At 74.2% G+C, this 24,406-nt stretch carries 24 protein-coding genes; 5 read left to right on the top strand and 19 right to left on the bottom strand.

Annotation, left to right across the window (positions count from 1 at the left end):
- Positions 1 to 118: 118 nt before the first annotated feature.
- The 6 genes from LGQ04_RS06865 to LGQ04_RS06840 all read right to left on the bottom strand — a co-directional run bounded on the left by LGQ04_RS06865 (position 119) and on the right by LGQ04_RS06840 (position 6,095).
- The gene (locus tag LGQ04_RS06865; protein ID WP_229242934.1) at positions 119 to 733 is read right to left on the bottom strand and encodes a hypothetical protein; all 615 of its coding nucleotides are present in this window, start codon (positions 731 to 733) and stop codon (positions 119 to 121) included.
- A gap of 120 nt (positions 734 to 853) precedes the next feature.
- Positions 854 to 1,999: a bifunctional 2-methylcitrate synthase/citrate synthase gene (locus tag LGQ04_RS06860; protein ID WP_229242933.1), complete on the bottom strand. Its 1,146-nt coding sequence runs from the start codon at positions 1,997 to 1,999 to the stop codon at positions 854 to 856.
- Between the two features lie 38 nt (positions 2,000 to 2,037).
- Complete coding sequence (prpB, locus tag LGQ04_RS06855; protein WP_229242932.1) at positions 2,038 to 2,955, bottom strand: methylisocitrate lyase; 918 nt, start codon at positions 2,953 to 2,955, stop codon at positions 2,038 to 2,040.
- Positions 2,955 to 4,487, bottom strand: coding sequence for an MmgE/PrpD family protein (locus tag LGQ04_RS06850; protein WP_229242931.1), 1,533 nt, complete (start codon positions 4,485 to 4,487; stop codon positions 2,955 to 2,957). Before LGQ04_RS06850 ends, prpB begins: the two co-directional genes overlap by 1 nt.
- Before the next feature lie 73 nt (positions 4,488 to 4,560).
- Positions 4,561 to 5,277, bottom strand: a complete 717-nt coding sequence (locus tag LGQ04_RS06845; protein WP_229242930.1) for a GntR family transcriptional regulator — start codon at positions 5,275 to 5,277, stop codon at positions 4,561 to 4,563.
- A gap of 104 nt (positions 5,278 to 5,381) precedes the next feature.
- Entirely contained in the window at positions 5,382 to 6,095 is a 714-nt protein-coding gene (locus tag LGQ04_RS06840) for a DUF2625 family protein (RefSeq protein ID WP_229242929.1), read from the bottom strand.
- A gap of 191 nt (positions 6,096 to 6,286) precedes the next feature.
- Between LGQ04_RS06840 and LGQ04_RS06835 the strand changes: the two genes are divergently transcribed.
- Positions 6,287 to 7,735, top strand: a complete 1,449-nt coding sequence (locus LGQ04_RS06835; RefSeq protein ID WP_229242928.1) for a DUF4232 domain-containing protein — start codon at positions 6,287 to 6,289, stop codon at positions 7,733 to 7,735.
- 83 nt (positions 7,736 to 7,818) lie between these two features.
- Here the strand turns inward: LGQ04_RS06835 and LGQ04_RS06830 are convergent, their stop codons facing one another.
- The 5 genes from LGQ04_RS06830 to LGQ04_RS06810 all read right to left on the bottom strand — a co-directional run bounded on the left by LGQ04_RS06830 (position 7,819) and on the right by LGQ04_RS06810 (position 13,203).
- Positions 7,819 to 9,660, bottom strand: a complete 1,842-nt coding sequence (locus LGQ04_RS06830) for a cytochrome c biogenesis protein DipZ (RefSeq protein WP_229242927.1) — start codon at positions 9,658 to 9,660, stop codon at positions 7,819 to 7,821.
- 88 nt (positions 9,661 to 9,748) lie between these two features.
- Entirely contained in the window at positions 9,749 to 10,456 is a 708-nt protein-coding gene (locus tag LGQ04_RS06825; RefSeq protein WP_229242926.1) for a fasciclin domain-containing protein, read from the bottom strand.
- A gap of 138 nt (positions 10,457 to 10,594) precedes the next feature.
- Positions 10,595 to 11,371 carry an anti-sigma factor gene (locus LGQ04_RS06820; RefSeq protein WP_229242925.1) on the bottom strand — a complete coding sequence of 259 codons (777 nt, stop codon included), beginning with the start codon at positions 11,369 to 11,371 and terminating at the stop codon, positions 10,595 to 10,597.
- Positions 11,364 to 11,942 carry an ECF RNA polymerase sigma factor SigK gene (sigK, locus tag LGQ04_RS06815; protein ID WP_229242924.1) on the bottom strand — a complete coding sequence of 193 codons (579 nt, stop codon included), beginning with the start codon at positions 11,940 to 11,942 and terminating at the stop codon, positions 11,364 to 11,366. Before sigK ends, LGQ04_RS06820 begins: the two co-directional genes overlap by 8 nt.
- Positions 11,943 to 12,042: 100 nt before the next feature.
- Complete coding sequence (locus LGQ04_RS06810; protein WP_372469986.1) at positions 12,043 to 13,203, bottom strand: 3-deoxy-7-phosphoheptulonate synthase; 1,161 nt, start codon at positions 13,201 to 13,203, stop codon at positions 12,043 to 12,045.
- A gap of 306 nt (positions 13,204 to 13,509) precedes the next feature.
- Between LGQ04_RS06810 and LGQ04_RS06805 the strand changes: the two genes are divergently transcribed.
- From LGQ04_RS06805 to LGQ04_RS06795, 3 genes are all read left to right on the top strand, one after another.
- Entirely contained in the window at positions 13,510 to 14,007 is a 498-nt protein-coding gene (locus LGQ04_RS06805) for an NUDIX hydrolase (RefSeq protein ID WP_229242923.1), read from the top strand.
- Positions 14,008 to 14,029: 22 nt separating this feature from the next.
- On the top strand, positions 14,030 to 14,488 hold the full coding sequence (locus tag LGQ04_RS06800) for an RrF2 family transcriptional regulator (RefSeq protein ID WP_229242922.1): 459 nt from the start codon (positions 14,030 to 14,032) through the stop codon (positions 14,486 to 14,488).
- A 124-nt stretch (positions 14,489 to 14,612) separates the two neighbouring features.
- Positions 14,613 to 15,560 carry a sulfite exporter TauE/SafE family protein gene (locus LGQ04_RS06795; RefSeq protein WP_229242921.1) on the top strand — a complete coding sequence of 316 codons (948 nt, stop codon included), beginning with the start codon at positions 14,613 to 14,615 and terminating at the stop codon, positions 15,558 to 15,560.
- Positions 15,561 to 15,652: 92 nt separating this feature from the next.
- Here the strand turns inward: LGQ04_RS06795 and LGQ04_RS06790 are convergent, their stop codons facing one another.
- The 6 genes from LGQ04_RS06790 to LGQ04_RS06765 form a co-directional block, all read right to left on the bottom strand.
- Complete coding sequence (locus LGQ04_RS06790) at positions 15,653 to 16,387, bottom strand: glutamine amidotransferase (protein ID WP_229242920.1); 735 nt, start codon at positions 16,385 to 16,387, stop codon at positions 15,653 to 15,655.
- A 43-nt stretch (positions 16,388 to 16,430) separates the two neighbouring features.
- Positions 16,431 to 17,249, bottom strand: a complete 819-nt coding sequence (locus LGQ04_RS06785) for an ABC transporter permease (RefSeq protein ID WP_229242919.1) — start codon at positions 17,247 to 17,249, stop codon at positions 16,431 to 16,433.
- The gene (locus LGQ04_RS06780; protein ID WP_229242918.1) at positions 17,246 to 18,370 is read right to left on the bottom strand and encodes an ABC transporter ATP-binding protein; all 1,125 of its coding nucleotides are present in this window, start codon (positions 18,368 to 18,370) and stop codon (positions 17,246 to 17,248) included. The genes LGQ04_RS06785 and LGQ04_RS06780 overlap by 4 nt, the downstream gene beginning before the upstream one ends.
- A gap of 83 nt (positions 18,371 to 18,453) precedes the next feature.
- Entirely contained in the window at positions 18,454 to 19,236 is a 783-nt protein-coding gene (locus LGQ04_RS06775; protein ID WP_229242917.1) for a hypothetical protein, read from the bottom strand.
- Positions 19,233 to 20,219 carry an ATP-binding cassette domain-containing protein gene (locus LGQ04_RS06770; protein ID WP_229242916.1) on the bottom strand — a complete coding sequence of 329 codons (987 nt, stop codon included), beginning with the start codon at positions 20,217 to 20,219 and terminating at the stop codon, positions 19,233 to 19,235. Before LGQ04_RS06770 ends, LGQ04_RS06775 begins: the two co-directional genes overlap by 4 nt.
- 44 nt (positions 20,220 to 20,263) lie before the next feature.
- Positions 20,264 to 20,656 (bottom strand): GntR family transcriptional regulator, encoded by a 393-nt coding sequence (locus LGQ04_RS06765; protein ID WP_229242915.1) that lies wholly within the window; start codon positions 20,654 to 20,656, stop codon positions 20,264 to 20,266.
- Between the two features lie 198 nt (positions 20,657 to 20,854).
- On the opposite strand from LGQ04_RS06765, the gene LGQ04_RS06760 reads away from it, so the two are divergent.
- Positions 20,855 to 21,511, top strand: a complete 657-nt coding sequence (locus LGQ04_RS06760) for a ceramidase domain-containing protein (protein WP_229242914.1) — start codon at positions 20,855 to 20,857, stop codon at positions 21,509 to 21,511.
- A 246-nt stretch (positions 21,512 to 21,757) separates the two neighbouring features.
- Here LGQ04_RS06760 and LGQ04_RS06755 read toward each other — a convergent pair whose 3' ends face one another.
- Positions 21,758 to 22,888 carry an aspartate-semialdehyde dehydrogenase gene (locus tag LGQ04_RS06755; protein ID WP_229242913.1) on the bottom strand — a complete coding sequence of 377 codons (1,131 nt, stop codon included), beginning with the start codon at positions 22,886 to 22,888 and terminating at the stop codon, positions 21,758 to 21,760.
- A 23-nt stretch (positions 22,889 to 22,911) separates the two neighbouring features.
- Complete coding sequence (locus LGQ04_RS06750) at positions 22,912 to 24,273, bottom strand: aspartate kinase (protein WP_229242912.1); 1,362 nt, start codon at positions 24,271 to 24,273, stop codon at positions 22,912 to 22,914.
- Positions 24,274 to 24,406 lie beyond the last annotated feature (133 nt).

Below are 24,406 nucleotides of genomic sequence, written 5' to 3'. Positions count from 1 at the left end.
AGGCTGCTCGCCGTCGACCACGAAGTTGATGTCGTTCTCGCCGTCAGAACGACACCAACCTCGTGCTCGGCGAACCGGCGGGACACTCGCACGGCGCCGGTCCCGGCCGACCGCAGCGTCAGTCGAGCCCGCAGGCCGAGCGCGCGGCCGCCTCGGTCGCGACCGGGTCGTCGGTCGTGCCGGGCAGCAGGACGAGGACAGGGTCGAGGTCGACGGAGAGCGCACGGTCGACGCCGAGGACCGTGGCCGGGAGGTCGAGCGACTCGCGCACGACGGCGTCCTGCACCTCCCCGTCCGGCTCGACCTGGGCGAACGCTTCTGCGCCCGGCGGGACGACGATGCTGTCCACGAGATCGTCCGTCGGCATCCCGGCGAAGTCGGCGAGCTCGTCGAAGAGCTCGCGCTGGAAGCGCACCCCCGCCTCGCCGTGGAGGACCACCGGGACGACGCCGGGGTTGCGGACGGAGTAGACGACCGTGGGTTCGGCGTCCTTGGCGCCCACGACGTAGGCCGACGGCATGCCGTCGCGGTCGGGGAGCGCGCACTCGGTGAGCGCGGGTCCCGCGTAGACGCTGACCGCACCGGGCTGGACCGCTGCGGTGCGGGCCACGACCTGCCACGCCACGACCGTCGCCACGGCGAGCACCCCTGCGGCGATGCCCGCGACGAGGGCGACCCGGCGCCGTCGGGCAGCGGAACGGCGACGCTCGACGACCTCGTCCATGCTCAGCACGGGCTCACCGTACCGCCCGGCCGACCACGAGGCTGCTCGCCGTCGACCACGAGGTCGATGTCGTTCTCGCCGTCAGAACGACACCAACCTCGTGCTCGGCGCATCCCCCGGGGTCAGCGGTCAGGGGACCTCGCGCTGCGCCTCGCCGACGTACTGGCTCAGCGGTCGGATGAGGGCGTTGGCGGCGCGCTGCTCCATGACGTGCGCGGTCCAGCCGACGACGCGCGACGCGACGAACAGCGGCGTGAACATCGGGGTGTCGAAGCCCATGAGGTGGTAGGCCGGGCCCGCGGGGTAGTCGAGGTTGGGCAGGATGTTCTTGCGCTCGGTCATCGCCGTCTCGAGCGCGGTGTAGAGCTCGAGCAGGTCGGGGCGGTCGTAGTGCTCGACGAGCGCGTCGAGCGTGGCGCGCATCGTGGGGACGCGCGAGTCGCCGTGCTTGTAGACGCGGTGGCCGAAGCCCATGATCTTGCGCTTCGCGGCGAGCGCGTCGTCGAGCCAGGCCGCGGCCCGGTCGGCGGTCCCGATCTCGGCGAACGTCGCCATGACGGCCTCGTTCGCGCCGCCGTGGAGCGGGCCCTTGAGCGCGCCGATCGCGCCCGTCACCGCGGAGTGCAGGTCGGCGAGCGTCGAGGTGATGACGCGTGCGGTGAACGTCGAGGCGTTGAACGAGTGCTCGGCGTACAGCACCATCGACACCTCGAACGCGTGCACCACGGCCGGGTCGGGGACCTCGCCGAACGTCGTCCACAGGAAGTTCTCGGCGTAGGTGAGGTCGTCGCGCGGCTCGACGAGCTGCAGCCCGCGGCGCCGCCGCTGGTCGAGCGCGACGACGGCGGGCAGCACCGCCCACAGGCGCAGCGCCTTCGCCTGCTCGGCCTCGGGCGACGAGTCCTCCGCGTCGAGGTCGTGCGCGCCGAGCTGGGAGACGGCCGTGCGCACGACGTCCATGGGGTGGCACGTCGTCGGGAGCTCGAGGACCGCGTTGCGCACGTTGCCCGGCAGGGCGCGGTGCGCCCGCTCGACGGCCGTCTGTTCCGCGAGCTGCTCGGGCGTCGGGAGCTCGCCGTGCCACAGGAGGTGCGCGACCTCCTCGAACGACCGGCGTGCGGCGAGGTCCTGCACCGGGTAGCCGCGGTACAGCAACGAGTTCGTCTCGGGGTTGACCTTGGACACGGCGGTGACGTCGACGACGACGCCGGCGAGGCCCTTGCGGATCTCGGGCGCGTCGGCGAGGGCGGCCGGGGTGCTGCCGGTGGTGCTCATGCGGTCACTCCTTCGTGAGGCGGCGGCGGGTCGGGCGGTCAGGGGCGGTAGGTGAAGATGCCCTCGTCGAACTGGTTGTAGGCGGCGTAGTCGAGCAGCTCGTAGAGCCGTGCACGGGTCTGCATGTGCGGCACCTGCCCGGCCTGGGTCCCGGTCCCGGCGATCTCGTCGAGGACACGCTCGGCGGCGCCCATCGCGGCGCGCAGGAGCGTCACGGGGTAGATGACGAGCGCGACGCCCGCGTCCCCGAGCGCGCGCCGCGTGAACAGCTCGGACTTGCCGAACTCCGTCATGTTGGCGAGCACGGGCACGTCGACGGCGTTCGCGACGGCCTCGAACTCCGTCAGGTCGGCCATCGCCTCGGGGAAGATCGCGTCCGCCCCCGCGTCGACGAGCGCCTTCGCGCGGTCGATCGCGGCACGCAGGCCGGCGTCGCCGGGGATCGTCCCGCGGACGTCGGTGCGGGCCATGACGAGGAAGCCCGGGTCGCGCCGTGCGTCCGCGGCGGCGCGCACGCGCTTCGCCGCCTCGTCGAGGCCCACGACCTCCTTGCCGTCGAGGTGGCCGCACCGCTTGGGGTTGACCTGGTCCTCGACGTGCGCGCCCGCGACCCCGGCGTCCTCCAGCGCCTGGACGGTCCGCGCGACGTTCATCGGCTCGCCGAAGCCCGTGTCGGCGTCGACGAGCGCCGGCAGGTCGGTGACGCGCGCGATCTGCTGGGCGCGGCCCGCGACCTCGGTGAGCGTGGTCAGGCCGATGTCGGGCAGCCCGAGGTCGGCGGACAGCACCGCCCCGGACACGTAGACGCCCTCGAAGCCCTTGTCCTCGATCAGCCGCGCGGACAGCGGGTTGAACGCGCCCGGCAGCCGCAGCGGCTCGCCCGTGCTGCGCGCGGTCGCGAGCGCCTCGCGGAAGCCGCGCCGCTTGTCCGACGCCGTCACCTGGCTGTACAGCATCACTCGCCTCCCCGCTCGAACAGGCCGGTCGGGACGGGCACCGCGTCGAGCAGGCCCGGGCGACCGACGATCGTCAGCTCGCGCACCTCGGCGGGGGTGAGCGAGGGCAGGCGCTCGGCGAGCGCGAGGAACCGGTCGACCTCCGCGTCCTCCAGGACGCCCTCGGCGAGCGTGCGGAACTTGCGCACGTACTGGTCGCGGCCGAACGGGCGCGCGCCGAGCGGGTGCGCGTCGGCGACGGCGATCTCGCGGACGATCCGCCCACCGTCGGTGAGCTCGATCTCGACGCGTCCGCCGAACGCCTTCTCGGCCGGGTCGGTCGAGTGGTACCGGCGCGTCCACTCCGGGTCCTCGGCCGTCGTGACCGTGCCCCACAGCGCCACGGTGTCCGGGCGCGCAGCCCGCTCGGGCGCGTACGACCCGACGTGGTGCCACCCGCCGTCCTGGAGCGCGACGGTGAAGATGTACGGGATGGAGTGGTCGAGCGTCTCGCGCGACGCCGTCGGATCGTACTTCTGCGGGTCGTTCGCTCCCGATCCGATGACGAAGTGCGTGTGGTGGCTCGTGTGGATGACGACGGACGCCACGTTCTCCGGGTCGGCGAGCCACGGGTGCTCGTCGTGCAGCGCACGCGCGAGGTCGATGAGGGCCTGCGACTGGTACTCCGCCGAGTGCTCCTTCGTGTACGTGTCGAGGATCGCGGTGCGGGGCTCTCCCGGGCCGGGGAGCACGACGTCGTACGCGGCGTCCGGCCCGTCGAGGAGCCACGCGAGCACGCCGTCCTCGCCCTCGTAGATCGGCTCGGGCGACGTCTGGCCGCGCATCGCCCGGTCCACGGCCTCGACGGCGACCTTCCCGGCGAACGCCGGGGCGTGGGCCTTCCACGTGGAGATCTGGCCCTTGCGGGACTGCCGCGTGGCCGTCGTCGTGTGCAGGGCCTGCCCGATCGCCTGGAACACGGTCGTCGTGTCGAGGCCGAGGAGCGTGCCGATGCCCGCGGCGGCGGACGGGCCGAGGTGGGCGACGTGGTCGATCTTGTGCTGGTGCAGGCTGATCGCACGGACGAGGTCGACCTGGACCTCGTAGCCGGTGACGATCCCGCGCACGAGCGCCGCCCCGTCGGCCCCGGCGTGCTGCGCGACGGCGAGCACGGGCGGGATGTTGTCGCCCGGGTGGGAGTACTCGGCGGCGAGGAACGTGTCGTGGAAGTCGAGCTCGCGCACGGCGACGCCGTTGGCCCAGGCCGCCCACTCGGGGCTCGTGCGCGTCGCGAGGTCGCACCCGAACACCGTCGCGCCCGGCGTGTACGGGTGGGCGAGGGCCTGGCCACGGGCCGCGACCGCCGGGCCCCGGGTGAGGCTCGCCGCCGCGACGGCCGCGTTGTCGATGACGCGGTTGATCACCATGTCGGTGACCTCGGGGGTCGGCTCGACCGGGTCGGTCGCGAGCTCGGCGAGCTTCCAGGCGAGCTGGTCCGTGCGGTCGAGGGCCTCCGCGCTGGGGTAGACGCGCAGGTGGTGGGTGTAGGGCATCGGTGCGGGCTCCGCTCGGGGTGTGAGGGGGTGGGTGCGAGGGTGCGAGGGGGGTGGACCGGGTCGGGGCCGGTCAGGTCGGTGGGTGGTCGCGGAGCGACTGCTCGGCGAGGGCCGCGCTGCGCTCGACGTGGGCGCGCATCGCGGCCTCCGCGGCGTCCGGGTCGCGGCGCGCGATCGCGTCGGCGACGGCGCGGTGCTCGTCGACGTGGTCCGTGGTGCCGACGCGGCGGCGCGCCGCGAGGGCGCGGTAGCGGTCCACGTGACCGCGGATCTGCCGCAGGAGGGCGGACGCCCAGCGGTGGTCCGCGAGCGCCTCGATCTCGCCGTGGAACTGCGCACCGATGCGCAGCACCTCGTCCTCGTGGTCGCGCACGGCGTCCATGACGGCGACGAGCCGGACGAGGCGTGCGACGTCGTCGGGACGCGCGCGCTCGCACGCGTCGCGGGCGAGGAGGCCTTCGAGGCGGGCGCGGACGTCGTAGACGCGGCGCGCGTCCGCGACGTCGAGCGGGGCGACGCGGACCCCTCCGGTGGGCAGCTCCACGACGAGCGCCTCGGCCTGGAGCAGCCGCAGCGCCTCGCGCACGGGGGTGCGGGAGACGCCGAGCTCGGCGGAGAGGACGGGCTCCGTGAGGCGGGCGTCGGGGGCGAGGGTGCCGTCGATGATGCGGCCGCGGAGCAGGTCGTAGACGGCGCGGGCGCCGGAGCTGCGGCGCGCGAGCCCGGGTTCGCCGGGCGTCGGGGCGGCCTGCCCGACGACGGGGTGCAGGTCGGGCGTCGTCGTCACCCGGCCATCCTCGCACGCAGGTGCGCACTTGTATACAGGACGGGGTGCAGGCGCGTGCGCGGTCGCCGCCCTCGGTGCGGACGCCCTCGACGGGCCGGTCCGGCCTACGGGCCGTCGGCCCAGCCCCGCGACTGCGCCGCGTCGTCCTCCTCGACCGGCGTCATGCGCGCGGCCATCTCGAAGTGCCAGTCGACGAGCTCACCCAGGGCGACCGGCGTGCGGGAGGCGGACGCGACGTCGCGCCCCTCCTGCGACCACAGCGGCGGGTACACGCTCAGCCCCTCGTCCAGGCGGACGTCGCCGATCTCGTCGTACCAGCCGGGCCAGCGCAGGTGGTCGTACAGCGCGCCCGCGCCGCCGCTCACCGCCCACTCGAGGAACGCCGCCTGGCCGAACCCCAGGTCGACCCAGTCCAGGACGTCCGGCGCGAACCAGTGCACGTCCCCGAGCGGGCCCGACAGCCCGCCGCCGTTGATCGCGAACGTCCCGCCCAGCACGTCGTAGGCGACGACGAGCACCGACGGCGCAGCGCTGTCCTCCCCCGGCTCGCCGAGCCCGTTGACGCTCGCGAGGTCCGGCAGGCCCGACCCGCCGCCGCCGAGGATCCGCAGCCACCCGCCGTCGACCAGGACCCCGCCGGTGTGCAGCGCAAGCGCTCCCAGGGTCGAGCGAACCGTGACCTGGAGGCGGTAGAGCACCTCCAGCGACCACGCGGGAGGCGGGACGACCTCGACGCCGCCGCGCCCGAGCATGCGAGAGAGCGTCGGCCACGCCGGCTCGTCGACCGCGGCGAGCTCCGCGGCCGTCCTCACAGTCATGGCCGGATCATGCCAGACGTTGCCGGGGTCCGGGAATCCTGATAAGGCAGCGCCGCTGACAGATGTCCGACAGGTCCGCCGATGCCCGGAAACTCCCCGCGCACCCGCCTGCGGTGAAGACGTCGCGCACGTCCTGCGCAGACCCGCGGACCACGCCCCTGCGCCCCCCGACGCCCGCTAGCGTCGCGCCCGTGGACGACGAGCGCACGCGCAGGTCGAGGGCCGCGATCGGGACCGCGGTCGCCGGGATCGCCCTGGCCGTCACGGCCGCCGCGCTCGCGCCGGCCGTGCTGCGCGAGGGAGCCGCGGCAGAAGCCCGCGCCTCCCAGGTTGCGGGCGGCCCCGAGAACGCTGCCGCGTCCCCCACGGACGAGGCGCCCGACGGCGAACCGACCCTCGGCGCGGACCCGGAGCGGTGGGTCGAGGACACGACCGCGCTGCTCGAGGCCCTGCCCGGCGTCGCCGACGTCGAGATGAACGGGTGGGCCGGCGCCTCCGCGCGGGTCACGCTCGCCACGCCGCTCCCCTCGCCCGAGACCGCGCAGCGCACCGCGGACGACGCCCGCGCGATCCTGCAGTCGTCGCGCGGTGGTGAGACCTGGGAGCTGCGCGTCCTCGGCAGCGCCGCGTCGGGCGCGACCCTCCAGGTCGTCGACGGCACGACCGCGCGGGGCACCCGCGGCACCGACCCCACGACCGGCGACCCGCTGCCCGACCTCCTCGGGGACGCCCCCGTGGCCTTCGCCGTCGCGCTGCTGGCGGACGGGACCGTGCGGTCCGTCGGGCTCGACGCGTCGTACGCGTCCGTCGAGGTCGCCGACGCCGCCGCCCTCACCCCGGTCGCCACGACGTTCCGCGACGCCGAACGACCCCTGAGCGCGCTGTCGACCATCGGGTACGACGTGACGCTCTCGCTCGGCGACCCGCCGGTGCCCGCCGACGCCGCGCTGCTCGACCTGGTGACCGCCGCGTCGTCCCGTCCCGGGGTCGCGTCGGTGTCCTACGAGGCCCGCCGACCGGTCCTTCCCGGCACGCCGCTCCTCACGGTGTACGCCGACGGCGACCCGCTCCCGGTCGCGCGCTGGCTCGAGGGCACCGCCGACGCGGGTGCACCGCTCGGCTTCCAGGTGCACGGCCCCGACGGCGCCGCGGTGCGCTCGGGATACGTCGGCGGTGTCGCACCGGGCGTCCCGACGGACGGCACGACGTGCGACGCGGATCTCCTCACGCTCGACGCCGCGTGGTTCGACGCCGCGCTCGGTCGCCGGTTCCTCACGGTCACCGCGCGCAACGACGACGACGCGCCGTGCGTCCTCGGCGGCAGCCCGGCGCTGCGGTTCGTCGCCTCGGACGGCACCGAGCAGGACGTCCTCGTGGAGGCCGACGCGATCGCCGTGGGCGCCCCGGTGACGCTCGCGCCCGGCGACCGGGCGCAGTCGACGCTGTCGTGGCGCGGCGGCCCGACCGCGCACGACCCCGCTCTCGTGACGAGCCTCCTCGTCGCGCCCGTGCCGGGGACGCCGGAGAGCGTCGTGGCGTTCGCCGACGTGCCCGGCGCGGACCGCGGCCTCGACCTGCTCGACGGTGGCACCGCGACCGTCACGCCCTGGAGCCCGTGGGTCGAGCCCGGCCCTCCCTGACGACGCGCCCCGTGAGTGCGGGGTATTCGTCGCCGGACGGGCCGGTGGACGACAGATCGCCAGCACTCAGCGGGTGCCCCGCCTCAGCCGAAGGTCGCCGTGAACACCTGCACGCCCGCGGGGACGTCGAGCTCGACGGTCCCGGTGGTGGGCGCGTCGCCGTCGAGGAGCGGGTAGAGCGTCGGGTTGCCGGACACGTCGACGTCGCGCTCCGTGGTGCGGCCGTCCGCGGTGACGCGGGCCGTCACCGTGCCCTCGCCGCCCAGGACGACGAACACGTCGGTGGAGCGGTAGGCGAGGCGCACGCGCGCGTCGTCGGACACCGCGGTGGCGCCCTCGAAGTCGACGTCCCACGTGCCGCCGAGCGAGAACGTGTCCTGCGGCTGGTCCGCGGTGAGCGAGAAGTCCTGCTCCCCCGCGGCGTAGCGGGGCTCGCCCGCGTAGTTGACGACGCGCTTGATGGAGAAGTACGTCTCGGGCGTGGTCTCGCCCTGCGGGGTCGCGTCGCCGACGGTCGTGGGCGCGGGAAGCTCGACGCCCGGGTTCGCGTCGGCGAGCAGCTCGCGCAGGAGACGTTCGGTGTCCTCGTAGCCGCCCTCGCCGAACCGGATGTGCCGCACCGTGCCGTCGGCGTCGACGAGGTACTGCGCCGGCCAGTACCGGTTCCGGTACGCGGTCCACGTCGAGTAGGAGTTGTCCTGCGCGACCGGGTAGGTGACACCGAGGTCCTCCGCGCCCGCGACGACGTTGCGCGTCTCGCGCTCGAACGCGAACTCGGGCGTGTGCACGCCGATGACCTCGAACCCCTCGCCGACGTCGCGGTACCGCTCGTACCAGGCGTTCACGTGCGGGATGGCGCGCTGGCAGTTGATGCAGCTGTAGGTCCAGAAGTCGACGAGGACGACCTTCCCGCGCGAGTCGTCGAGCGTCACGGCCTGGCCGTCCGGGGTGTTGAGCCACGTGTCGATCCCCCGGATCTCGGGCGCGGTGCCGCAGTCCTCCAGGACCGGGGCGCCGTTCGAGCAGTTCGACAGCTCGCGGTTCTCGTCCGTGACGAGTCCGCCGAGGTCGAGCGCCTCCCGGACCGTCTCGTTCTCGTCGACGCGCTGCTGGAGGGCGCCCGTGTAGTCGGGCAGGGCACGTTGCAGCGCGGCCGGCAGGTTGAGCGCGAGCGCCCCGGCGAGCGCGATCATCACGACGCCGCCCGTGACCCGGATGCCGCGCGTGTGCCGCTGGAACGCACGCACCCGCTCCGCGACCCGGCGGCCTGCGAGCGCGAAGACGAGCAGCGGGATCGCCGCGCCCACCGCGAACGAGACCGTGAGCGCGACGGTGCCCGGCCCGATCTCCCCCGTCGCCCCGGCGACCGTGATCGCGGCGAGCACCGGGCCCGCGCACGGCACGTACAGGACGCCGAGCCCCAGTCCGAGGACGAACGCCCCACGGTCCTGCCGGGCCGCCCCGCGTCGCGCACCCAGCGCCGCGACCCGCTGGAACGGCCGTTCGAGGATCTCCTCGAACCGGGGGACGATCATGCCGACCCCGATGAGGACGAGCAGCACGATCCCCGCCCAGCGCAGCAGGTCCTGCGGGAGACCGAGCGCGGTGAGCAGCAGCGACCCGAGCAGCGTGAAGACGCTGAAGCTCAGCACGAGACCGGCGATCACGAGGTACGGCCGCCACGACCGTCGGCCCCGCGCACCGGCGACCGCACGAGCACCACCGCCCACGGCGACCGCGCTCGGGAGCCCCGCGAACAGCGCGGGGTCGGGGCCGGCGTCGGACCCGCCCGACGACCCGGGAGCGGTGCGCCGCGCGCCCTGGACCCCGCCCGCGAAGAAGATCACGGGCAGCATGGGCAGGATGCACGGCGAGATGCCCGTGATGAGGCCCCCGAGCAGTCCGACGAGGATCAGCGTCTCCATGGCAGGGGTTCGGAGCGGGCGCGCGTCCGGACGGGTCGCGACACGACGACGGCCCCGGCCGCAGCCGGGGCCGTCGCACGTCCTGGGGTCACATCGTCGGCATGAGCACCGCGTCGACGAGGTAGACGGTCGCGTTCTGCGTCATGACGCCGCCGCAGACGACGTTCGCGTCGTTCACCATGAGCTCGTCGCCCTCGCCGGTGACCTCGACGGTGCCGCCCTGGACGGTGGTCTGCTCGCCGACGACCTGGTCGGGCGTGAGCTGACCGGGCACCACGTGGTAGGTGAGGATCGACGTGAGCATGTCCGCGTCGGTCTTCAGCGTCTCGATCGTCGCGTCGTCGATCTGCGCGAACGCGTCGTCGACCGGGGCGAACACGGTGAACTCGTCGCCGTTGAGCGTGTCGACGAGGTCCACCTCCGGGTTGAGCTCCCCGGAGACGGCGGAGACGAGGGTCGTGAGCAGCGGGTTGTTCGACGCCGCGACCGCGACCGGGTCGGTCGACATGCCCGTGATGGAGCCGGCGCCGTCGGGGACCTGCTCGGCGTACGCCTCGCAGCCCGGCCCGACGAGGTTCGCGGCGGGGTCCATCGCCATGTCGTCGGACGTGTCGTCGGTCGAGTCCTCCGTCATGTCGTCGCCCATGTCGTCGGTCGTGTCGTCCATCGACTCCTCGGACGTGGTGTCGGTCGAGGCGTCACCCGAGTCGGTGTCGGAGCTGCACGCCGACAGGCCGAGCACGGCGAGCGTGGCGATGCCGGCGACGGCGTACGAGGTACGGGTTCGAGCGTTCATCGGTCTCTCCTCGAAGTCGTCGCCCCGCCGGTGCGGGGCGTGTCGAGGAGGGTTCGGAGCGTCGTGCGCACCGGATGGGTCACGAAGCGAACGAGTTCCGGACACGTTCCGCGCGGGTTCCGGACGACCCCGCCGAGGTCAGGTGACGAGCGCGACGACCGGGTCCGACGTCGGCTGCTCGGAGCCGCCCTCCGGCTCGACCGTCACCGCGACGCCCACGCCCGGGACGTCCCGCACGAGCTGTTCGACCGTGCCGTCCTGGTCCTCCACCACGCCCGCGGAGGAGACCGCGCCGTCGTCGGACACGACCCACAGCTGGTAGTCCTGGTCGTCGGCCACGCCGGGAAGCCCCGACGCGCGGAACAGGTAGTCGTCGCCCGCGACGAGCACCGACGCCTCGCCGCCGCCCGCGACGTCGCCGCGCACGATCGTCGCCGACGGGTCGGCGAGCATCTGCGCCACGACGTCCGCCTGCTCCTGGAGGCGCGTCTGCTCCTGGGTGGCGCGCACGGCGACGGTCGTCGGGACGGCGACCGCGACGACCGCGGCGGCGGCCGCGGCGACGAGCCCCCAGCGGCGCCGGGCCCGCGCGTCGGCCGGACCCTCGGGTCGCCCGGGCCCGACCGGCCCCTCGGACCCGGCGGTCTCCTCGGCACCCGCGGCACGTGCCCCCTGCGGCGTCACCGCGACCCGCGCGAGCACCACTTCGCGCGCCGCCGCGGGCGGAGCCTGCTCGACGGCGAAGGCCGCGACGACGTCCCGGTACTCGTCGACCGCCCGCCGGGCGTCCGGGTCGGCGTCGAGCAGCCGCTCGACGGCGCGGCGCTCCAGGTCGTCGACCGCGTCGAGGGCGTACGCGGGCAGCAGGTCCCACGCGCCGCCCCGCTCGTCGCGGTCCGTCCTCGGCTCAGTCACGACGCACCCCCAGGCAGTCGCGCAGCCGGGCCAGCCCGTCCCGGATGCGCGACTTCACGGTGGGCAGCGCGGCGTCGAGACGCTCCGCGACCTCCCGGTACGTGTAGCCGCCGAAGTAGGCCTCCACGACGGCCTCGCGCTGCGTGTCGGTGAGCGAACCGAGGCAGCGGCGCACCGCCGCGCCGTCGAGCAGACGCTCCACGTCCTCCGCGACGACGTCGCGCGGGGCGGTCGCGAGGGTCGTGTCGAGGTCGCGCTGGTCGCGGTCGCGGCGCGCCTGCTCGGCCCGCACGCGGTCCACCGCCCGACGGCGCGCGAGCGTCGCGACCCAGGTCCGGGCCGATCCGCGCGCGGCGTCGAACCGCGGAGCCGTCCGCCACACCTCGACCATCACCTCCTGCATCACCTCCGCCGCGTGGTCCGGGTCCCGCAGGATCCCGAGGCACGTGCCGTACGCGACGGGCGCGAGCGCGTCGTAGACCGGCGCGAACGCGTCGGGGTCGCCACCGGCGCACGCGGCGAGCGCGGCGTCGACGGCGCCCGGCAGGGTCGCCCTCACGGGGGATGGCACCCCGACAGTGTCCCCCAGCACCGGCTCCTTCACGCGCGCACCGCCCCGGACCGTCCGGGACACCACGGGTTCGGTGCCGTGCCCCGCGCGGATGGGTGCCTCAGAGCGCGCGCCTCGCCCGGACCGCCCCGGCGAGATCGCGCAGGAGGTCGGCCGTCGTGTCCCAGTCGAGGCACGCGTCCGTGACGGACTGCCCGTACACCAGGCCCGACGGCGCGGGCTTCTGCGCGCCCGCGACGAGGAAGCTCTCCATCATGAGACCGGTGATCCCCTGCTCCCCCTCGGCCAGGCGCGTCGACAGCTCGCGCACGACCTCCGCCTGGCGCACGTGGCTCTTGCCCGAGTTGCCGTGCGACGCGTCGACGACGAGCCCGTGCTCCGTGACCCCGCCGAGGCCCGAGGTGCGCGCGACCGCGAGCGCCGCCGCGACGTCGTCGGTCCCGTAGTTGGGGCCGGAGCGTCCGCCGCGCAGGATGACGTGGCAGTCGGGGTTGCCGGCGGTCTCGACGGCGGCGGCGCGCCCGAGGGAGTCCATGCCGAAGAACGTGTGCTCGCTCGCGGCGGTGATGCAGCCGTCGACGGCGATCTGCACGTCGCCGTCGGTCGCGTTCTTGAACCCGACCGGCATGGACAGGCCGGACGCGAGCTGGCGGTGCACCTGCGACTCCGCGTTGCGGGCCCCGATCGCGCCCCAGGAGACCGCGTCGGCGATGTACTGCGGGCTCGTCGGCTCGAGGAACTCGCACGCGGCGGGCACGCCGGCGTCGAGCACGCCGAGCAGCACCTCGCGGGCGAGGCGCAGGCCGTGGTGGACGTCGTGCGACCCGTCGAGGTGCGGGTCGTTGATGAGGCCCTTCCACCCGACGGTCGTGCGCGGCTTCTCGAAGTACACGCGCATGACGACGAGGAGGTCGTCGGCGAGCTCGTGCGCGACGGCGGCCAGGCGCCCGGCGTACTCGAGCGCGGCCTGCGGGTCGTGGACCGAGCAGGGCCCGACGATGACGAGGAGGCGGTCGTCCTCGCCGGCGAGGACGTCGCGGACCTCGCGGCGCGACGTCGTGACGAGGTCGCTGCGGGTCGCACCGAGCGGCAGGTCGGCGAGCATCGTGCGGGGCGCGGGGAGCGCGTCGAGCGCGCGCACCCGCAGGTCGCTGGTGCGCGCCTGGAGCTCGGGGCTGTCCACGGGGTCGACGGTATCGGCTTCCCGGCCGTCGTTCGCGGGCTGGGCGTTCGCGGCGGGCTGCGTGGTCGTGCTGGTCACGGGGGTTCTCCTGGTTCGTGCGGCGGGGTCGAGGGCCGTCGTCAGACGAGAGCCCTCACCGGCCTGCTGCCGCCCGTGGTCCCGGAGCGGCCCGTCTCACGACGAAGGGCCCGGACGCGGTCCGCGTCCAAGGCCCTGTGCTGGCTCCGGGTGGTGTGTTCTGTGGTCAGGCGAGCGCCCGCACGGCCCCACCGGGAGCCTGCGTAAAGCGCCAATACCACTGAGAAGTCACGGCGCGACAGTAGCACGTGCTCCGCGCGGGGTGGTCGGCGCGTCTCGCGGGCCGGTCGCGCCTACGCTCGGACCATGCCGATCCCGGACTTCGTCGCCGCCCTGCGCTCCCGCATCGGGACGGACCTGCTGTGGATGCCGGGGGTGTCCGGCGTCGTGGTGGACGACGACGGTCGCCTCCTCCTCGGGCGGCGCGCCGACACCGGGCTGTGGGCCGTGGTCAGCGGCATCCTCGAGCCGGGCGAGGACCCGGCGGTCGGGCTGGCGCGCGAGGTGCGGGAGGAGACCGGGGTGGACGTCGTGGTCGACGCGCTCGTCGCGGTCACCGTGACCGAGCCCGTCCGCTACCCGAACGGCGACCTGTCGCAGTACCTCGACCTCGCGTTCCTGTGCCGGCCGGTCTCCCCGGCGGCCGCGGCGGCGGCGCACGTCGCGGACGACGAGTCGCTCGACGTCGGGTGGTTCGCCCCCGACGACCTGCCCGCCGACGTGACGCCCTCCACGGCGGAGCGCGTCGGGCACGCCCTCGGCTGGCTCGCCGACCCGTCGGCCGGGCCGTTCTTCGTCCGCTGACGCGACGGGGGAGAATGGGACCGTGCGTGTCTCGGCGAAGGCGGACTATGCGGTGCGGGCGTGCGCCGAGCTCGCGGCGTCCCCCCACGGCGACCCGGTGCGGGCGGAGGACCTCGCGGCGGGCCAGGGCCTGCCCGTGAGCTTCCTGGAGCGGATCCTCGGCGACCTGCGGCGCGCCGGGATCGTCGCGAGCGTCCGCGGCCGGTCCGGCGGCCACCGGCTCGCCCGGCCGGCCGACGAGGTGACCCTCGCCGACGTGTTCCGCGCCGTGGACGGGCCCCTCGTCACGGTGCGCGACGAGCGCCCGCCGAGCCTCGCGTACGAGGGGTCGGCGGCAGGGCTGCTCGAGGTCTGGGTGGCGCTGCGCGCGAGCGTGCGCGACGTCCTCGACCGCGTGACGCTCGCGGACGTGGTGCGCCGCGACCTCCCGGACGACGTGCATGCCCTCGCGGCGCGCGCGGACGCGTGGGAGAACCCCTGACGCGTCGGGCGGGGCGTCGTTAACACACGACCATGATGTGATCACCCCGTAGAAATACTCGACAACATCGGTCAATCTTGTCGTGACGCCGGGGACGGTCCCGGCGCACGGACAAGGAGCGACGGTGCGGACACTTCTCCTGCTGGCCCTCGTGGGGCTCGGCGCACAGCTGGTCGACGGCAGCCTGGGCATGGCGTACGGCGTCACGTCGACCACCCTGCTCCTCGCGATCGGGACCAACCCCGCCGCCGCGTCGGCGACGGTGCACCTCGCCGAGATCGGCACGACGCTCGCCTCGGGCGCCGCGCACTGGAAGTTCGGCAACGTCGACTGGAAGGTCGTGCTGCGGATCGGTGTCCCGGGGGCGATCGGCGCGTTCGCCGGCGCGACGTTCCTGTCGAACCTCTCCACCGACGTCGCCGCCCCGGTGATGTCGCTCCTGCTCCTCGCGCTCGGCATCTACGTGCTCTCCCGCTTCACCTTCGCCGGGCTCCCGACCGGCCGCCTCGGGCTCCCGCTGCGCAAGCGCTTCCTCGGCCCGCTCGGGCTCGTCGCCGGGTTCGTCGACGCGACGGGCGGCGGCGGCTGGGGCCCGGTCGGCACCCCCGCGCTCCTCGCGTCGGGCCGCATCGAGCCGCGCAAGGTCATCGGGTCGATCGACACGTCGGAGTTCCTCGTCGCCCTCGCCGCGTCGCTCGGGTTCCTCTTCTCGCTCGGCTCGCAGGGCATCGACCTCACCTGGGTCCTCGCGCTCCTGCTCGGCGGCCTGGTCGCGGCCCCGATCGCGGCATGGCTCGTGCGCCACCTGCCGCCGCGCATCCTCGGCTCCGCCGTCGGCGGCGTCATCGTCCTCACCAACGTCCGCACGCTCCTGCGGTCGGACTGGGTCGACGCGAGCAGCGGCGTCCAGGGTGTCGTCCTCGGCGCGATCGCCGTCCTGTGGGCCGCCGCCGTCGCCTGGTCGGTGCGCGAGCACCGTCGGGCCGCCGCGCTCGAGGCGACGTCGCCCGACCAGGAGGCCGCGGCGTCGGGCAACGACCAGGCCCCCGAGCCGGAGCCCGCCGCCCGCTGACCGCCCGTCACCGCACCCTGCCGAACCCCGGGTTGCGCGGCACCACGACCGTCAGGTGCCGAGCAACCCGGGGTTCGGCGCGTCCGGCTCCGTCAGTCGCGCGCGTAGCGGCGCACGAACGCCGCCAGGACCTTCCCCGGGTGTCGGACGTCGCCGCGCCGCACCCGCGCCTCGACCTCCCCCGCGGTCTCGGGCGGGAAGTACCCGTACTCCCCGTACACCTCGATCCGGGTGAGGATGCCCGCGAGGTCCAGCTCCGGGTGGAACTGCGTCGCGTACAGGTTCTCCTTGACGCGGAACATCTGCACCGGGCACGTGTCCGACGACGCGAGCAGCACCGCGTGCGCCGGCAGCTCGCGCACCGCCTCCTTGTGCCCGACGTACGCCTCGAACGCGTCCGGGAGGTCCGCGAGCAACGGGTCGCGCCGCCCCTCGGCGGTGAGGCGGACCGTCACCGCCGAGATGGGTTCGGCGAACGTGTCGTCGAGGATCGCGCCCTCGTGCAGCCCGAGAGTCCCGACGCCGTAGCACGCCCCGAGGAACGGGACGTCGCGCGCGACGATCTCGTCGAGCAGCGGGCCGAGCTCGCGCTCGACCCGCCGCTGGTCGTCGGACTTCTCGTGCTCCGCCTTCGACGAGTCGTACGGGCTGCCGCCGACGATCACGCCCGAGTAGTCGTCGAGGTCGATCGACGGCAGCGGCCCCGCCTCCATGCGCACGCGGTAGAGCTGGTCGGGCGCGAGGCCCGAGAACCGCAGCACGGCGTCGTGCTCGCCGTCGGCCGCCCGGTCCTCCGCCCGGGACGCGAGCAGAAGGAACGGCTTCATGGCGGCCAGGCTAGGCGGGGCCGGGCCGTTCGCCCGCGCTCCGCTAGCTCCAGCGGAAGAGGCGCACCCCGAGGGGCAGGAGCACGACGGTCCACACGGCCATGACGACGACCTGCAGCGTCGGGAACCCGTCCTCGAACCAGCCTGCCGTCATCGCCTGCGCGGCCGCGCCGAGCGGGGTGTACTGGCCGATCTCGCGGACCGCGTCCGGCATGATCGGGCCGGGCGTCCACATGCCCGACAGGAACAGCAGCGGGAAGTAGATGAGCGACCCGATCGCCGACGCCGTGCTCGCCTTGGGCACGCGTGCCGCGACGACGACGCCGAGCGACAGCATCGACAGGACCGCGAGGAGGAACGCCAGCACGACGGTCGCGACGTGCCGCGGCACCGGGACGTCGAACACGAGCGACCCGATCCCCAGCGCGATGCCCGTCGCCGCGACGATCGCGACGAGGTTGATGACCAGGTGCGCGACGACGATCCCCTGCGGCCGCATCGGCGTGGTCGACAGCCGCCGCAGCAGGCCCTTCTCCCGGAACGTCGCGAAGTACACCGGCATCGTGGTGAGGGCGGGCGTCGCGACGGCGGCCGCGAGCACCACGGGCAGGTACAGGGAGATCGCGCTCAGCCCCGTCCAGGGGCCCGCGTCCTCCAGGGGGTCGCGCATCCCCGGGATGGCGAACCCGACGCCGAGCAGCAGCACGGTCGGGAACGCGAGCGAGAAGAACACCGTCCCGCCGTCGCGCACCCACAGGCGCGCCTCGGTCGACAGCAGGGTGCCGAAGCCCCGCCAGCCGGTCCCGCGCCGCCGGGCACGGGTCGTGCGGGTCGGGCTCGGGGACAGGGTCGTGGCGGTCATCGGGGCTCTCCTTCGTCCGTGGCGCGGTCGGTGCCCGACGCCGCGCCGGTGGTCCCGGAGGTCGCCGCCGGGTCGTAGGTGCGGCCCGTGACGGCCACGAACACGTCCTCGAGGGACCGCGTGACGGTGCGGACGTCGTCGGGCACGACGTCCTGCTCCGCGAGCGCGAGCACGACGGCGGGCAGCACCCGCCGCGACCCGCGCACCTCGATCTCGGGCCCCCGCCGTCCCGACCCGTGCACGTCGATGCTCCGGACGTCCGCGAGCCCGGCGAGGGTGTGCAGGGCGAGGTCGTGGTCGGCCGCCGGGACGCGCAGCCGCACCGTCCGGGTGTCGTCGAGCGCGTCGATCAGCTCCGCCGGGCTGCCCTGCGCGACGACCCGGCCCGCGTCGATGATGACGAGCCGGTCGCACAGGCGCTCCGCCTCGTCCATGAAGTGCGTGACGAGCAGGACGGTGACGCCGCGGTCGCGCACGCGCTCCACGAGGTCCCACGTGGCGCGACGCGCCTGCGGGTCGAGCCCGGTCGTCAGCTCGTCGAGGATCGCGACGCGCGGGTTGCCGACGAGCGCGAGCGCGATCGACAACCGCTGCTTCTGACCGCCCGAGAGCTTCGCGAACGCGACCCGCCGGTGCTCCGCCAGGTCGAGGAGCGCGAGCAGCTCCTCCACGTCGCCGGGCTCGGCGTAGAAGGACGCGAAGAGGCGCATCGCCTCCTCCACGGTGATCTTCTCGTTGAGCGCCGACTCCTGGAGCTGGACGCCCACGTGGTCGCGCACCCGCTCGGGGTGCGCCTGCGGGTCGACCCCGAGGACGCGCACCGTGCCGCCGTCGGCCTCGCGCAGCCCCGCGACGCACTCGACGGTCGTCGTCTTCCCCGCGCCGTTCGGGCCGAGGATGCCGAAGATCTCGCCGGCCGCGACCGTGAGGCTGACGTCCTCGACGGCGACCTTGCGCGCGTCCGAGCCGGTCGGGCCCGGGTACGTCTTGTGCAGGTTCCGGACCTCGACGACCGGTGACGCGCCGTCGGGCAGCGTGCCGGCCGGGGCCGTGGCCGTGGCCGTGGTGGTGGTGGGCAGGGTGCCGGGCTCGGCCCCTGCCGGTGGTCGTGGTGCGGTCATGGTGGTCCCCCTCCAGGGTGTGCGGTACCCACGGACGGCGCGTCGCGCCGCCCGGTGTGCGGTGTGGTGTGGTGGCGGCCGGGTCAGGCCTTCGCGCTCGCGGCGAAGTCGACGGGGCGGATCGCGGTCGACCGGACGACGGCGCGGACGAGCAGTGCGGCGAGCACGACCCCGACGAGGCCGCCGAGAGCGGCCAGCCACAGGGGGGTGTCGTCGAGACCGACGACGCGTGCCAGCGCGTCGCCGTAGAAGCCCGAGCGGAGGAACGTCTCCGCGACGCTCACCGGCACGAGCGCGGCGAGCACGAGGAGCGTCCCGCGCCAGAACCCGAACGTGTAGTAGCCCAGGCCGATCACGGCCCCCGCCAGGTAGTAGACGGTGCAGAACAGCGACTCGACGAGGAACACCGTCCCGAACTGCGACGCGTCGCCGTAGAGCTGCGTCACCTCCGGGTCGGCCACCCACCCGTTCTGGCGGAACACGGCCCACTCCCCCCACTTCACGAGGGCTGCGGCCAGGCCGAACGTCGCGCCCGACAGCGCGGTGCCGATCCACAGGCCGTGCGCGAACGACCGACGCGTCCCGCCCGACGCGACGTGCGTCGCGATCGTCATGAGCGGCATGAGGATCCCCATGACGAACAGGAAGTACTTGGCCGACCCCGCGACGCCGCCCACGGCGTCGATGCTGGCCTCGCCGTTGCGTCGCATGATCCACAGGATGAGTGCGCCGACGGCCAGGGCGATCACCCAGAACCACACGCCGACCCACCAGGTCCCCGCGACGTAGTACGTGATGACGGCGCGCACGCCGCGCCGGTGCGCGGCGGACTCCGCCGCGCGACGCTCTGCTGCCCGGGCGGTCATCGCGACCCCTCCTTCTCGTCCGTGCCGGTCCGGGTGAGGTGGACGAACAGGTCCTGCACGGGCACGGCACCGACCTCCAGGCCGGCGTCCGTCGCCGCGGCCCGCTCGGCCGCCGTGACCTCGCCGAACAACGTCACCTGCGCGGTGCCCCCGAGCCGCTGGCGCGCGAGCACCTCCCGGCCGGCGGCGAACCGCTCCACGGCCTCGAACGGGCCCGTGACGCTCACCCCGCGGGCGCGCACGTCGTCCGCGTCCTCCGCGAGCAGCACCCGCCCCCGGGCGATGATCACGACGTCCTCGAAGATGCGCTCGACCTCGGAGATGAGGTGGCTGGAGAGCAGGATCGTGCGCGGGTGCTCCGTGTAGTCCGCGACGAGCGCGTCGTAGAACGCGTACCGGCTCGGCGCGTCCATGCCGAGGTACACCTCGTCGAAGATCGTCAGCGGTGCGCGCGACGCGAGACCGATCACCGCGCCCAGCGCCGACCGCTTCCCGCGCGACATCTCCGACGGCTTCTTGCGCACGTCGACCTCGAGCTCGTCGAGGAGCCGTCCCGCGAGCGCGTCGTCCCACAGCGGCCGCATGTCCGCGTAGTACGCGAGTGCGTCCTTCGCCTTGTCCGTGTCCCAGACGTCGCCGCTCTCCCGCACGAGCTGGGTGTGCATCGTCGTCCACGCGTTCTCGAACGGGTCCTCCAGCTCGCCCGGCTCGCCGACGAGCACCCGGCCAGCGGTGGGGCGGCGGAACGCCGCGAGCAGCGCCGCGAGCGTCGTCTTGCCCGCGCCGTTGCGTCCGAGCAGCCCGGTGATGACACCGGGGCGGACCCGCAGCGTCGCGCCGTCGAGGGCGCGCTCGCCGCGGCGGGAGTACTGCACGACGACGTCGCGCAGCTCCGCGGCGAACGGCTCGGGCGGCGTGGGGCCGGGCCGGTCGGAGTGCGTGCCGGAGTGCTCGTCGGCGGGCTTGTCGGTGGGCGAGGTCACGGGCTGGTCTCCTGGCTGGCTCGTGGGCCGGGCGGTCACGGTGCTCACCTCGGGTCGGGGTCGGTGGTCGGGCCTGCGGCGGGGCGCGGGCGACCGAGGACGTAGTCGACGATCTCCGCCGTCGGGATGTCGAGGACGTCGGCCTGCGCGAGCGCGGGCGCGAGGACCTCGTCGAAGAACGCCGCCCGGTGGTCGGCGAGCAGCTTCTCGCGCGCGCCGGGAGCGACGAACATCCCGAGGCCGCGCCGCTTGTACAGCACGCCCTCGTCGACGAGGAGCGCGAACGCCTTGGCGGCCGTCGCCGGGTTGATGCGGAACGTCGTCGCGAACTCGGTCGTCGACATGACCTGCTCCTCCTCCGCCGTCTCTCCTGCGAGGACCTGCGCCCGGATCATCTGGGCGATCTGCAGGTAGATGGGTTCCGGACCGTCGAACATGGCGCCCATCCTCTCGCGGCTCGTCGTGTTCTGTGGTTCATTACTTGAGTAATGAACCACAGATCCATGAGCGCCGCAACCCCTCTCACCGCCGGAGCCCCGGCCTCGCGAGGGGAGAACCCCGGTCCCGCGAGGGAGAACGCATGTCGCGCGAGGTAGAACCGTGGTAGCGACCACGGTCCTACCTCGGGAGGTCAGATGGAGGGAGCCTGCGAGCTCGCGGGCGGGACGCCGTGGGCCGAGCCGCTGAGCACGTGGACGAGCCTCGCCTTCGTCGTGGCCGGCCTCGCGATCGTGGTCCGGGCGCTGCGGGTGCCCGACGACGCGTCCCCCGTCGGCGTGCGCGTCGCGTTGGGGTGCCTGGTCGCCCTGATCGGCGTGGGCTCGGTGGTGCAGCACGGGCCGTCGCCCGCGTGGAACCCCGTGGTGCACGACCCGCCGCTGCTCGGGGCGCTGGCCCTGGTCGCCGCCGACGCGGTCGCGGACCTCACGGGTCGTCGGCTGCGCACCTCGTGGTGGCTCGCCCCGACCCTGCTGAGCGTGGTGCTCGCCGCGACGTCGGTCGTGGCCTCGACCGCCGCGCAGGTGGTCGCGGCCGTCGTCGCGGTGGGGGCGAGCCTCCTGCGCGCGGGGCGCCGGCCCGCTGTCCGACGCCGCACCGTCACCGCGCTCGTCCTGCTCGCCGTGGGCGGTGGCATCGGGACGCTCACGCGCGCGGGCTGGCCGCTGTGCGACGCCGACGGCCCGCTCGGGGTCACGCTCCAGGGCCACGCGGTCTGGCACGTCCTCGCCGCGGTCGCGCTGTGGGTGCTCGCCCCGACGCTCGGGACCCGCTCACGGGGCCACGCACACTGAGCGGTCGACACGCCGATCCTTGCCACGGGAACGTCGTGGCGATCTCGCCATCCACAGGGACACCACCGAGAACGGACCGCCCGCGCTACCCCCCGGGACGGAAAGCTCGATCCCGTCGGCCGTCGAGTGCGACGGAACCCCACCACACCGTGAGGTCGTGGTGCCGAGCACGCCCCTACGAGCCCTCGAGCACGACGTGAGGGACGTTATCGCGCGGATAACGTCCCTCAGGTCGTGTTCGGCGAGTCAGGCGTTCGCCGGAGCGGGGGTGCGCTCGTAGGCGGCGCGGACGCCGTCGAGGTCGGCCGCGACGAGCTCGGCGAGCTGCACGGCGTTGAGCGCCGCACCCTTGCGCAGGTTGTCGTTCGACACGAACAGCACGAGGCCGCGGCCGCCCGGGACGGACTGGTCCGTGCGGACCCGGCCGACGAACGACGGGTCCTTGCCGGCCGCGTCGAGCGGGTTCGGCACGTCGGCCAGCGCGACGCCCGGCGAGGCGGCGAGGACCTCGCGCGCACGGTCCGGCGAGATCGGCGCACCGAACTCGGCGTGGATGGCGAGCGAGTGGCCCGTGAACACGGGCACGCGCACGCACGTCCCCGCGACGGCGAGCTCCGGGAGACCGAGGATCTTGCGCGACTCGTTGCGCAGCTTCTTCTCCTCGTCGGTCTCCTCCTCGCCGTCGTCGACGATCGACCCGGCGAGCGGGACGACGTTGTAGGCGATGGTCCGCGGGAACTTGTCCGGCTCGGGGAAGGCGACCGCTGCGCCGTCGTGCACGAGGCCCGTGAGCCCGGCGCCCTCGCCGTCCGCGGCGGCGCCCGCCACGGCCTGGGACCGCAGCTCCTCCGCGCCGGCCAGACCCGCACCGGACACCGCCTGATACGTCGCGACGATCAGGCGCTCCAGCCCGGCCTCGTCCGCGAGCGGCTTGAGCACGGGCATCGCGGCCATCGTCGTGCAGTTCGGGTTCGCGACGATGCCCTTGCGGGCCTCGCGCAGCGCGCCCGGGTTCACCTCGGACACGACCAGCGGGACGTCGGGGTCCATGCGCCACGCGGACGAGTTGTCGATGACGACGGCGCCCGCCGCGGCGAAGCGCTCGGCGTGCGCCGTCGACGTCGCGCCGCCCGCGGAGAACAGGGCGACGTCGATCCCGCGCAGGTCGTCCTCGGACACGGCGGCGACGTCCTCGACGACGACGTCCTGCCCCTTCCAGGGCAGCGTCGAGCCCGCGGACCGCGCGGACGCGAAGTAACGGATGCTCGCGACGGGGACGTCGCGCTCGTCGAGCAGGCGGCGCATGACGGCGCCGACCTGGCCGGTCGCACCGACGACGGCGAGGTGCAGGCCCTCGGCAGAGTTCTGGTTGCTCATCTCGGAAACCCTCTCGTCCTCGGTCAGCGGCCGGTACCGGCGTAGACGACGGCCTCGCCCTCGCCGTCGAGCTCGAACGCGGTGTGCACGGCACGGACGGCGTCGTCGAGCTTGTCCTCGCGCGTCACCACGGAGATGCGGATCTCCGACGTCGAGATCATCTCGATGTTGATGTCGGCGTCGCGCAGCGCCCCGAAGAGCTTCGCCGAGACGCCGGGGTGCGACTTCATGCCCGCGCCGACCAGCGACAGCTTGCCGATCTGGTCGTCGATCTGCAGGGACTCGTAGCGCAGCTCGCCCTGGACCGCAGCGAGCGCGGCCGACGCCGCCTTCGTGTCGCCCTCGGGGAGCGTGAACGAGATGTCGGTCAGGCCCGTGCGGGCGGCCGACACGTTCTGCACGATCATGTCGATGTTCACGCCCGAGGTCGCGACGACCTCGAAGATGCGCGCCGCCGTGCCGGGGACGTCGGGGACGCCGACGACGGTGATCTTGGCCTCGCTGCGGTCGTGCGCGACGCCGGAGATGATCGGGGCTTCCATGGGTGCAGCCTCCTCGGCCGGGTGGTTCTCGGGGACGACGAGCGTGCCGGGGACGCGGTCCCACACGGCGACGGGGACGCGCACGTCGCCGTGCACGGTGGTGACGTGGGCGTCCGCGGTGACGAGGGTGCCCTGCTTGCCGGAGAACGACGAGCGCACGTGGATCGGCACGCCGTACCGGCGCCCGTACTCCACGCAGCGCAGCGCGAGGACCTTCGCGCCGCCCGCCGCCATCTCCAGCATCTCCTCGTACGTGACGCGGTCGATCTTGCGGGCCGCGGGGACGATGCGTGGGTCGGCCGTGAACACGCCGTCGACGTCCGTGTAGATCTCGCACACGTCCGCGCCGAGACCGGCCGCCAGCGCGACGGCGGTCGTGTCCGACCCGCCGCGGCCCAGCGTCGTCACGTCGTTCGTCGACTGCGTGACGCCCTGGAAGCCCGCGACGATCGCGACCTGCCCCCGCTCGATCGTCTCGCGGATGCGGTGCGGCACGACGTCGACGATCCGCGCCTTGCCGTGCACGGCGTCCGTGATGACGCCCGCCTGCTGCCCGGTGAACGACTTCGCCCGGACCCCGAGGTTGGTGATCGCCATCGCGAGCAGCGACATCGAGATGCGCTCGCCCGCGGTGAGGAGGATGTCCATCTCCCGCTGCGGCGGGAGGGGGGTGACCTGCTGCGCGAGGTCGATGAGCTCGTCCGTCGTGTCGCCCATCGCCGAGACCACGACGACCACGTCGTTCCCGGCCCGCTTCGCCTCCGCGATGCGCTTGGCCACCCTCTTGATGCTCTCGGCGTCCGATACCGACGAACCGCCGTACTTCTGCACGATCAGTGCCACGTGCTGCTCCATCTGTCGCCGGCCGCCGTCTCTCTCAACGGTCCGCCGGGTGCTTGTGGGTCGCTCGATGATAGGCACGGCGCCCCGGCCCCGGCCAAGTCGGTTCCGCGATGCGGGCCGTCCTGGCGCCGTC

It is taken from the genome of Cellulosimicrobium marinum, from assembly GCF_020551945.1.
Classification (GTDB): Bacteria; Actinomycetota; Actinomycetes; order Actinomycetales; family Cellulomonadaceae; genus Cellulosimicrobium; species Cellulosimicrobium marinum.
The sequence above is the reverse complement of the archived record's forward strand: the minus strand, read 5'-3'. Positions and strand labels throughout refer to the sequence as shown.